Below are 8,772 nucleotides of genomic sequence, written 5' to 3'. Positions count from 1 at the left end.
AAAGGGGTCTGCTTAGATCAGTCTTCCGGGGGCGTTTCGTCTGGGTATGGCGTTGCCTCATAGTCGCTGAGGTATATCCCTACCATGCTGACGGTGTGCGGGCGCTCTGCGTTGTATTCCATGTGGCGGTATTCAACCGTGACCTTGGCAACAACGCCTGTGACCCTTTGCGGCTCTCCGACTTCCGTGGGGCTTAGGCCACGCTGCGCGCGGGTCATGTGGGTTGGGTAGTCCACCCAGTAAACCACTTCATCCCCTACGCGCGGGATAACGCTGGTGTAGATCGTGACGGGGAATGCGTCGTCATTGTCCGCGTCATGCAGGTGAACGGAGTTTGTGATTCCTCTCATGCCTTATCTCCACTCCATAGGCGGGCATACCGCTTGAGGATGCCCATGGTGCGGTCTGTGGGCTTGTAGGGCTCAATATGAGCGGGATCAGTGTTGAGCGCGGCGCGGCGCTTGGCTTCTTCAAGACCCATGGCGATGCTGTTGCTTTCGTCGGGGTCAAAGTGCTTGGTCCCCATAACCTTGTCATAGCATTCTTCGGGTGACAGGGGCTCAATACCAATGGGCGTCACATGGAGGCCTCGCGCCACCAAGTCTGCATCTGTGACCGTGTACCGTGGGCGCAGTGCTTTGGCCAGCAGATCAACCCAGTCGGTGCCCTCTGGGCCTGAGACTTGGATCACATGGCCGCCGATCAGCAAGGCGGGGCCGAGCTTGGTGGTGACGGGCTGGGCATGGGCGGCGTCTTTAATGAACTGCTTTTGATCCATGGGGGCGCTATCCTGCTTTGGCTGGTGCTTGTGGAGGGGGCTACAGACGCAGGGCATACCGGCGCCACAGTCGCACTCTTTCGGCCAAGCCTTGTCGGGGTGGTTCTCGCATACCCGCTCGCGGCCATTGCAGATGGTGCAGGTGGCTTGGCGGGCAAATTCTTCGGCGGGGCGGTATCCAGTGGTGTTCATGGTGTTCCCCTTGTCCCTTGTGAAAAGTGGCCCGCTATTCTCCGGGGGAGGACGCGGGCCTAGTTCAACTGAGGAAGTTGCAGTATCGAGCGGCGTTTTCTGTCCGACTCCCACGGACCAATCCAGCCACGGCCCCGCTGCAATCTACGATTAAGCCAATCGTCCCAACGGGTAGAACATATATGCGTCTTTCACCGGCTTCCCGGCGATCTGAATTTGGTTGCAAGGGTCGGACTTGAACCGACGACCTTCTGGTTATGAGCCAGACGAGATACCGCTTCTCCACCCTGCCCGAGAATATTACCCCTGCCCGATTCGCCTGTCACCACGCTTACCCCCCCCTATTCCGTTCGAACATTTGCCATCAGATGAATGTGCATACATTCCTCCGGGGCCAGCCCTTCGCCCGTGGCGGTTAGTATTTCGATCTTGTTCAGGAGGTCGGTGAGATAGTCGATCTTCTCGGCGGCCTCGCGCAAAACTTCGGGGTAATCCCATATGGCTGAATGGGTATCGCTCTCAGCGTCCCGCGCCACATCACGCAATTTCTTGGGTGTCGTCATGTCTTCCCCTCGGTCTGCGGCAATCCTGTTGCCATAGCTGCATCCCATCCATCGTTGTGGCCGAGGACATAGGCGCGATCCGACCTGTACCGCTCGATCTCCAGCGCCTGCTCGTTCAGCTTGTCACTTACTCGGTCGAGGATGTGGGCGTGTAGGCCCATCGCTGCGAGCCCCTCGCGCATCTTCCAGAGTTCTTGGCACATGGAGCGCACCGCGGCGTCCTTCGGCACGTCCAGTTTCGAAGTGTCTCCCATTACCGTCTCCCCTTCCGCGCTGCGGTGATCAACATCACCCCTCCAACGACGATCACCCAAAGGCCCATGGTCAACCCAAGCCACACCCAGAAGCTCGAAACGTAGAACTGCATGATCTCAAGCATCACTTCCGCCCCTTCTTGCTGCGGCGCTGTTTGCGGGCTGCTTTGACCTTGGCCCTGCTCTTACCGGACGGCTTACGGTTCTCGATGAATGAGCGCGGCGGCGATGGTGGTGGCGGGCTGACCATACCTGCGGCGAAGATCGAGGCGGCGATTGCTCTGAGGCTTCTCATAGTTCCAACTTCTCCAGCCATTTATCCCAACCTTCCTTTGCTTCGATCTGCTCAATCAGCTTTTCTGCGCACTGCGCGAAGTGATCGGTGATCATGAAGCGGCGCTTTTCTCGAAAGTCCCGCATACGGCGGATGTCGCTCGTGTCCTTGAGGATATTGGCGGCGGCCACGGCATCATCCAGCGCACGGTCGCTGATGGTCATGGGCTTGCCCGTTGCGGGGTCCAACATGTCGGTGTTCCAATCCCCGGAGAACCCACCGCTCATGTAGAATTTGACCTCAAGAACGGGCGGGCGATGGAAAACGGCATCTTTCGCAACCGCGTCCGTCCCTTTCCGCCCAGGACGGCCAAGGGGGCCACCATCGAAGCCACCAGCGTTGTAAACGTCTTCAACCTGCTTGCTTGGCATTGTGTCTTACTCCTTTGGCATTTTCAGAAGGTGGCGGGTGATGTCGCGCATGTCTTCAAGGTGCTTGCCCTGCGCGGTGTCGTCCTGTGCGCGAGACGGGCGCAAGCCATAGTCGTAGGCGGCATCCATGACGGCTTGCATGAAATCCACCGCTTCCGGCCCGTCGAGGATCGGCTCGGCTGGCCCGTGTTCCCCGTATTCGGAAACAGTGAACGTCAGGTCGGTGAGGGTGCGGAGGGTGTTGTTCTCCCCCGTCATAGCGAGGCGCAGTGCAGCCCCGCCGGTGAAATAGCTCTGTTGAGCGTGTGCGCGCCAAACCATTAGACGTTCTCCTTCTCGGTGTCGTGGATCTTGTCCCAGACGGGGCGGCCACACTTGGCGCAGTCTGGTCCCCACATTTCAGCCATGTCGGCCTCGTATCTGTGAGGGGTTACGGGTTGGCCGCGAAGTATCCCTATCGCTTGTTGGAGTGTTTCGTTATTGGCATAGATCGCTTCGATCTTGGCTTCGAACGTCACCGGTTTGGACAGGCGCCCGCAGGTGTCGCACTTCCAGTTGATGCGACCAAGGCTATCCCGGCAGACATAGCCGCCAGCGTGAAAGCGTTCGCACCACGCCCGCTTGATGCGGTCCCAGATGGTCATAGTCCCTTCCTCCGTTTAACTGCTTCGATTCCGTGCTGGACGGTCGTGTGGTCCCGGCTGAACAGCCGCGCAATGCGGGACAGTGAAAACCCCTGCTCATGCAGTTCGGCCATGCACTCTTGACGCCGGTGGGCGACATCGTGGGTCCGGGTCGGGCCAAAGAAATCGTGCAAGGGTATGCCCTGCCGACGTGCGAAGTCCGCAGCGTATTCTTCCGGGTTCTTGGATCGGGCAAGGTCCGGGTAGCACTGCGCCGCCCAGAAGTACGCCGTCTGCATTTCCTTTGCGGTAATCGGATCAATCATGCCTCAACCCTCTCGGGCTGCGCGGGGGTGCCGATGCTCTCGACCATCTGGATAAGCGCCCGCAAGGCGTCGGGCTTGCGGACGCGGTAGCGGATCACGTCGCCATGCCGGGGCCGCGTCCACGTCCATGCGTCTCGGACCAGATGCGCGTTTTTGGGAACAACCTGCCTCCCGTTGAGGTCAAGAAACACCTCAAACGCCACATGCTCGGATATGCCAATGCCAAGAACATCTGTTTCAACGATCTTGCCCTTGCAGGGACATCCGCGCCCGTCGTGGTCGATCCACGGGCCATATTCCTGATCTCGGGTCATGCTGCGATACCTCGCTCTTTCAGCTTTTCAGGGGGAACACGTCCGCTGTCCACAAGAGCCCGGGCGGTGATTGGGTTGACCGAACTCGGCGCGACGAACTTGCCGCTGTTGATCCGTTCGGCCCAGAAATCGAGCATTTCCTCTGTTGTCGCGCGATTGGCTTTCTTCGGAGGCCGATGGTTCTTCCAGCGTCCTTCAGCCAGCCAGTTGTCGGACATCTTGAGGTACTGCCGACTGTTTCCGGTGTTTTCGGCCTCATATGCCACGGCAGCCGCAACGATGTGCGCAGGATCGGCACCTGCCTCAACGGCCTCTTCAAAAAGCTGCTTAGAAAGGGTCTCGTCGTTCGGCCTCGGGTGTGCTTCCCAAAACTGATCGAAAAAATCTGTGTGTGTGGCGGTTTCCGACACACAATGGTTCTTTCCAGGTTCTATGGTGAGGTTCGTGTCGCAATTTGAGACTACCCCCGTCTCACCGTTGAGACTTTTCCCCTCGTTTTTTGAGACTACCCCCCCCGTCTCATTTTGAGACTTTTCCTTGGGCTTGGATGATGGGCCAAGCACAACATCTAGGTGTAGCTCGTACTGGTTCGACCCCCGTCCGCCGCTTCCATCACCTTTGCTTTGGCGTGAAACAAGGCCGAGATTTTCCAGTTCCGTGAGGTGCCGAAAGACGGTCGCGCGGCTCATTTCGCACTCGTCAGCGAGACGTTGCGCGGACGGATCGCACCGGTTCGTTTGCTTGTTGTGGAAGTCCGCAAGCTGGATCAGCACAACCTTCGCGGCGGGTTTTAACCCCTTCACGTTGGCCGCCCATATCAAAGCAATTCCGCTCATATGTGGTCCTCCAGCGTTATAGATTTCCCACTCAAATCGGGGTGGCATCCGGCTGTTTTCGATGTGTCCAGCACTGTCACAGGGCAGTTCAATTCGTGGTCGTAGACGATGAAGAAGGTGTACGCGCAAGGACCGCCCCCTACCCGCCACAGGCGGCGTCCCTTCTTGTTCAGGCGGGCGATGAAAGAGACGTACAGGTTGTCGCCGCGCTCTATGGCGTCGATGATCCCGTCCCATATCACCTTTGCATCTAGGCTGGGCTCTACGCGCTCTCCTAAGCGGCGTGAGAAATGGCTAAAGCACTTCCGGCTCGGGTGTACCTGATGGGGCTTGCGGCGGCGCTGGCGGCGGGTCATGCGGTACACTCCCCGTCTTCGTATGCGCCGCAGGTTCGATGTCGAGGGTGTCGATCAGGCTCCTCAAACATATCTGATTGCGCCAATAGCTTTTCACGAAACTGGCCCCAAGGAACCCCGTCGATGAACGTGCCAAAGCCGGTTTCTTCCATTTCATCAGGGAACCGATCATGCGGGTCAGCCCTCATCTGAGCGGCCAGCTTGACGCGGTGGAATTGGAAACATTGGCGGCAATTGCTAACGGTTCCGGCGGCGAGGTCGAATGGCTGCCGCTGCCAAAACCGAAGAACTTCATCGCGCCTTACGTTGGCCGAGACTAGAGGCATCCAAAGCGCCTCACGCGGCTGGTCCGGCATATCGTGCCGATGTGGTTCATCAGCGCGAATACCCAAGGCCTTAACCCACGAATTCCAGCCTTCCGAAACCAACATGCGCTTAGCGGCGCGAACCTTTAATTGCTCGGTGCAAATACGCTTCCGACCGTTCGGCACAAAGCGCTTGTGCAGGATCATCGCTTTGAATGGTTCGCCGTCACGCGCAGCGCTATTGTGGGAGACAACCTCATACCACGGCTTGACCGGACTATACTGGACCCACGTTATCGGGATGGACCATCTGTCAGAAACCTCTTGAACGAAATCAAGCGTTCCGTCCATCTCGCGGCCAGTGTTGGCAAAGACTACGCGGACACGATCAGAGATCCCCCCGTTTGCCTCCGCTATCTGGTGAAGCATGTAGGCGCTGGTGCGTCCACCGCTGAAAGCGATATGCACGTTTCCTTCGGGCAACAGGTATGGCGCCAAACTTGTATCATGAAAGGTCATAGCAGCCGCTCCTGCGTTGGTTCGCCGCCCTCACGGAACAAACGACGCAGGACGGTTTCCCCCTGCCAATCGCGGTCCCAGACAAGCCAGCCATTGCGTTGAGGGGGTGAACCTCCCCCGCGGAAATCGATCTTCCAGCAGCAGACATACGCGCGGCTTACCGGGAACCGGGCGTGAATCTCGTCCATCCCGTTGATGCGGGCCGCAATCCAGTCCCAGTTAAGCAGCATGGCGGCATATCGGACGCCCAGCCTCTCGATGTGTTCCAGCCACCGACCATGCCCGTCGCGCGCCGATACCTCGTTATACGGCGGGTTGGTGATGATGATGTCCGCAGGTGGGCGGCCCATGTTCTCATAGGTGCCGTCCCAGCTATAGAACGGTCGCGTGATGGTCCCGGGGTGGCCCCGGTCCACGATGTCGCTGCCAATCACGTCGAACCCATGCGCGGTAAGCTCACGGGCCATGTGGCCGCCGCCCACGGCGTTCTCCCAGATAGGGCCGCCGATCTCGCGCAGACGGTCGCCTTCGGCTGCGAGGAATGCCGCCGTGGCGTCCCGTGGGGTGGGATCATAGTCCAACGGATCGCGGATTGCGTCAGGCTTCCGCTGTTCAGGCAGCCCGCCGATAAGCATCTGCGCGGGGTGGATCTTGCGCTTCGCTTTGGTCGCGCGGAAAAGGGACTTTGTGGAGGGGGCGTTCATGTATGCTTCTCCATGCTGGCTTTGATCCGGTTCATGATCCAAGCGATGCACGGCACGGCCATGCTGTTCCCAAGCGCCTTGTATTGCGGGCCATCAGCGGCAGGCTTGCCCCGGTAAGTGATGGCGCAGTGATCGTCGGGGAACCCTTGCAGGCGGGCGCACTCGACGGGCATCAGGCGGCGGACCACTGGGCTAAACAAGTGAGGCGGCTCTGATTTATTCGGAATCGTGTGGCAGACTTCCGGCGACGGGACGCTTCCGTTCGTCTTGCATGTGACTTGGTTCGGGTCGAACGCCACCACGGGCGTGCCACGCCCGGTCCCGTCCTCGCTGGCGTCATGGCCCTCGCCTGTCAGCGCGTGGGTGGTGCTGCCGCTTACGGCCACCGCCGCATGGCCCCCGGCGTTCTGGTGGCTGTTGTTGTGGCCCATCGACCGGAGCGGTGTCTCGCCACCGCTGGCGTCGTGCTGGACCTCAGTGCCATTGCAGTCGAAGGCAACCATGTTCTGCGTTTCATCCCCAGCGGGGCCCCCGCTGCCTTTCGACCATTTGGAGGAAACCGTGCCAGCAATTGCACCGTGGTGGCCTTGAACGCGGTCTGGGACCAGACCGCCCGCTAGGTCGAAGTCTGTCCCAAGCCCGCCCCCGCCTTGAGTGCGCGCGCTAAGAGTTCCGGCAACGTCTTGCCCCGCTTCTCGGCGCGGCGGATGATCCCCGCGCAGGCTGTCGGGCTCAAGAAGTATTTGGGCGGGATCGCAGCAGTTTCCAAAGTCGATGACAACGAACACGCGGCGGCGCCGTTGCGCCACTCCGAACCATTGGGCGTCAAGAACGCACCATGCAGCCCGTGCCCTTGGCCCCTCAACCATACCTTCACTTGGCCAGCTTCCCCCGGCAGGACGTGGGAGGGCATCCACTGCGCCGACAAGTCCTCCCAAGAAACACCCGAAGGCGTTGCCTTTGTCGGAGAGCACCCCCGGCACATTTTCCCAGAGGATGGCGAGTTTTCCATCAGGTCGAGCATCGACGATTGCATGGCATGTCTCCACAAATTTCAGGGTAAGGTTGCCGCGGGCATCTTCGGTTCCGCCGCGCAGACCAGCGATCGAGAAGGCTTGGCAAGGTGTGCCAGCCACCAGCACGTCAGGCAGCGGGACACCGCGCGACCGGGCAAGCGCCGGCGTCACTTCGGTCATGTCAGACCACAGCAGCGGATCGCCTTGATTGTGATCTTCGGGTAGCTTGTACCCAAACCGATCTTGCAGAACTGCTCGGGGAAATGGCTCGATCTCTGAGGCGAGACGCCAATCCATCCACGGCGCGGCCACTTCGGGCGCACCAATTCCGCTACACAGGGTCCATCCAATCATGTCTCAACCACCTCCACGCCCTGCGCGGCAAGGATCGCCTTCTTCATGATGAAGGTGTCGGTCGGGTGGCCTTTGCTGTCCTCGACCACCTCGGCGTTGATGCGCTTGTCGAAGTAGACGAAATCGGCCTTGTAGATCATGACCCGGCCCGTCGGGGTGAGGATGGGTCCATCCTTGCCTTGCAGTTCAAACGGGACTTGTAGGCGCAGGTTCTCAATGATCCCGGCGCGCTCAAGGTGGCGCAGTTCGCCAAAGCGGTTGGCCTCGCGTTGACTGTCGAAGTCTATTTCACCAACCGTCACCCGCTTGGTCCCGCGCACACGGCCCTTGTCCGCCCCCGTGGAGGGTTGCTGTTGCTTGCGATAATCTGCTGCGGTGATGCGCTCGGTCATGACGACAATCCCCGCTCGCGGCGCATACGACGAACGCAGCGAACCATGATCTGACGGCGGTCTGCTTTAAGCTCTGACAACGCCGCTTGCTTTCGCTCGATCCGCGCCTGTAGGCGGGCAAGGCGGCGCAGTTCGAGATCGCTGGCGAAGGCCGTCCAAGGGGCACCGCACTGAAACGGTTTAACCACCTCGTTGACCTTGGGGCCGATTGCTTTGAACCAATCCATCGCGGTTGGTTTGCGGGGCGACTTGCTGGCGGTCTGTTCAACACCAACAGTTGAACACCGATTTTCCAGATCGTAGTCCATGGTATCCAGCATATTCACTCCCTGCGCGGCCAGTACGCCGCCTTGATGGTGGTTGGTTTCTCGTCGGTGCTGTGCGCCAGATCGGCGTCCATCACCTTGTTGGTTCGGGTGGTGATGCCGGACCCGGGAACCCCGAACCGATCTTCCATCCCGCGAATGGTTGCCCCGGCGGCGCGGGCCCGGACCATTTCAAGAAGGCGCTGATCCTGAGCCCTGTTCGCCGCCAT

Annotated in this window: 19 protein-coding genes and 1 tRNA gene; all 20 read right to left on the bottom strand. The window is 59.8% G+C overall.

Annotated features, from left to right (window positions below):
- Positions 1-17 precede the first annotated feature (17 nt).
- The 20 genes from J7392_RS14050 to J7392_RS13960 all read right to left on the bottom strand — a co-directional run bounded on the left by J7392_RS14050 (position 18) and on the right by J7392_RS13960 (position 8,772).
- Entirely contained in the window at positions 18-350 is a 333-nt protein-coding gene (locus J7392_RS14050; RefSeq protein WP_209218157.1) for a hypothetical protein, read from the bottom strand.
- Complete coding sequence (locus J7392_RS14045) at positions 347-970, bottom strand: hypothetical protein (RefSeq protein ID WP_209218156.1); 624 nt, start codon at positions 968-970, stop codon at positions 347-349. Before J7392_RS14045 ends, J7392_RS14050 begins: the two co-directional genes overlap by 4 nt.
- A 217-nt stretch (positions 971-1,187) precedes the next feature.
- Positions 1,188-1,262 (bottom strand) — tRNA-Met (locus tag J7392_RS14040).
- Positions 1,263-1,311: 49 nt separating this feature from the next.
- Entirely contained in the window at positions 1,312-1,533 is a 222-nt protein-coding gene (locus tag J7392_RS14035) for a hypothetical protein (protein WP_209218155.1), read from the bottom strand.
- A complete protein-coding gene (locus J7392_RS14030; protein ID WP_209218154.1) occupies positions 1,530-1,787 on the bottom strand; it encodes a hypothetical protein in 258 nt (85 codons plus the stop codon). The genes J7392_RS14035 and J7392_RS14030 overlap by 4 nt, the downstream gene beginning before the upstream one ends.
- Positions 1,787-1,912: a hypothetical protein gene (locus J7392_RS24365; RefSeq protein WP_280634612.1), complete on the bottom strand. Its 126-nt coding sequence runs from the start codon at positions 1,910-1,912 to the stop codon at positions 1,787-1,789. The genes J7392_RS14030 and J7392_RS24365 overlap by 1 nt, the downstream gene beginning before the upstream one ends.
- Positions 1,912-2,082 (bottom strand): hypothetical protein, encoded by a 171-nt coding sequence (locus J7392_RS14025; protein ID WP_209218153.1) that lies wholly within the window; start codon positions 2,080-2,082, stop codon positions 1,912-1,914. The genes J7392_RS24365 and J7392_RS14025 overlap by 1 nt, the downstream gene beginning before the upstream one ends.
- Entirely contained in the window at positions 2,079-2,492 is a 414-nt protein-coding gene (locus J7392_RS14020) for a hypothetical protein (RefSeq protein WP_209218152.1), read from the bottom strand. The genes J7392_RS14025 and J7392_RS14020 overlap by 4 nt, the downstream gene beginning before the upstream one ends.
- A gap of 6 nt (positions 2,493-2,498) precedes the next feature.
- The gene (locus J7392_RS14015; RefSeq protein WP_209218151.1) at positions 2,499-2,813 is read right to left on the bottom strand and encodes a hypothetical protein; all 315 of its coding nucleotides are present in this window, start codon (positions 2,811-2,813) and stop codon (positions 2,499-2,501) included.
- The gene (locus tag J7392_RS14010; RefSeq protein WP_209218150.1) at positions 2,813-3,136 is read right to left on the bottom strand and encodes a hypothetical protein; all 324 of its coding nucleotides are present in this window, start codon (positions 3,134-3,136) and stop codon (positions 2,813-2,815) included. Before J7392_RS14010 ends, J7392_RS14015 begins: the two co-directional genes overlap by 1 nt.
- Positions 3,133-3,441, bottom strand: coding sequence for a helix-turn-helix domain-containing protein (locus J7392_RS14005; RefSeq protein ID WP_209218149.1), 309 nt, complete (start codon positions 3,439-3,441; stop codon positions 3,133-3,135). Before J7392_RS14005 ends, J7392_RS14010 begins: the two co-directional genes overlap by 4 nt.
- On the bottom strand, positions 3,438-3,755 hold the full coding sequence (locus J7392_RS14000; RefSeq protein WP_209218148.1) for a hypothetical protein: 318 nt from the start codon (positions 3,753-3,755) through the stop codon (positions 3,438-3,440). The genes J7392_RS14005 and J7392_RS14000 overlap by 4 nt, the downstream gene beginning before the upstream one ends.
- Complete coding sequence (locus tag J7392_RS13995; protein WP_209218147.1) at positions 3,752-4,591, bottom strand: helix-turn-helix domain-containing protein; 840 nt, start codon at positions 4,589-4,591, stop codon at positions 3,752-3,754. The genes J7392_RS14000 and J7392_RS13995 overlap by 4 nt, the downstream gene beginning before the upstream one ends.
- Positions 4,588-4,947 (bottom strand): hypothetical protein, encoded by a 360-nt coding sequence (locus J7392_RS13990; RefSeq protein ID WP_209218146.1) that lies wholly within the window; start codon positions 4,945-4,947, stop codon positions 4,588-4,590. Before J7392_RS13990 ends, J7392_RS13995 begins: the two co-directional genes overlap by 4 nt.
- Positions 4,944-5,771, bottom strand: a complete 828-nt coding sequence (locus tag J7392_RS13985) for a phosphoadenosine phosphosulfate reductase family protein (RefSeq protein ID WP_209218145.1) — start codon at positions 5,769-5,771, stop codon at positions 4,944-4,946. The genes J7392_RS13990 and J7392_RS13985 overlap by 4 nt, the downstream gene beginning before the upstream one ends.
- Complete coding sequence (locus J7392_RS13980) at positions 5,768-6,475, bottom strand: hypothetical protein (protein ID WP_209218144.1); 708 nt, start codon at positions 6,473-6,475, stop codon at positions 5,768-5,770. Before J7392_RS13980 ends, J7392_RS13985 begins: the two co-directional genes overlap by 4 nt.
- On the bottom strand, positions 6,472-7,845 hold the full coding sequence (locus J7392_RS13975) for a DNA cytosine methyltransferase (RefSeq protein ID WP_209218143.1): 1,374 nt from the start codon (positions 7,843-7,845) through the stop codon (positions 6,472-6,474). Before J7392_RS13975 ends, J7392_RS13980 begins: the two co-directional genes overlap by 4 nt.
- Entirely contained in the window at positions 7,842-8,237 is a 396-nt protein-coding gene (locus J7392_RS13970; protein WP_209218142.1) for a DUF1064 domain-containing protein, read from the bottom strand. Before J7392_RS13970 ends, J7392_RS13975 begins: the two co-directional genes overlap by 4 nt.
- Positions 8,234-8,557, bottom strand: a complete 324-nt coding sequence (locus J7392_RS13965; RefSeq protein WP_209218141.1) for a hypothetical protein — start codon at positions 8,555-8,557, stop codon at positions 8,234-8,236. The genes J7392_RS13970 and J7392_RS13965 overlap by 4 nt, the downstream gene beginning before the upstream one ends.
- 2 nt (positions 8,558-8,559) lie before the next feature.
- Positions 8,560-8,772 (bottom strand): hypothetical protein, encoded by a 213-nt coding sequence (locus J7392_RS13960; protein ID WP_209218140.1) that lies wholly within the window; start codon positions 8,770-8,772, stop codon positions 8,560-8,562.

Origin of the sequence: Sulfitobacter sp. R18_1 (assembly GCF_017743915.1) — a bacterium.
Taxonomy (GTDB): domain Bacteria; phylum Pseudomonadota; class Alphaproteobacteria; order Rhodobacterales; family Rhodobacteraceae; genus Sulfitobacter; species Sulfitobacter faviae.
This window is presented reverse-complemented; position numbering and strand designations above follow the sequence as displayed.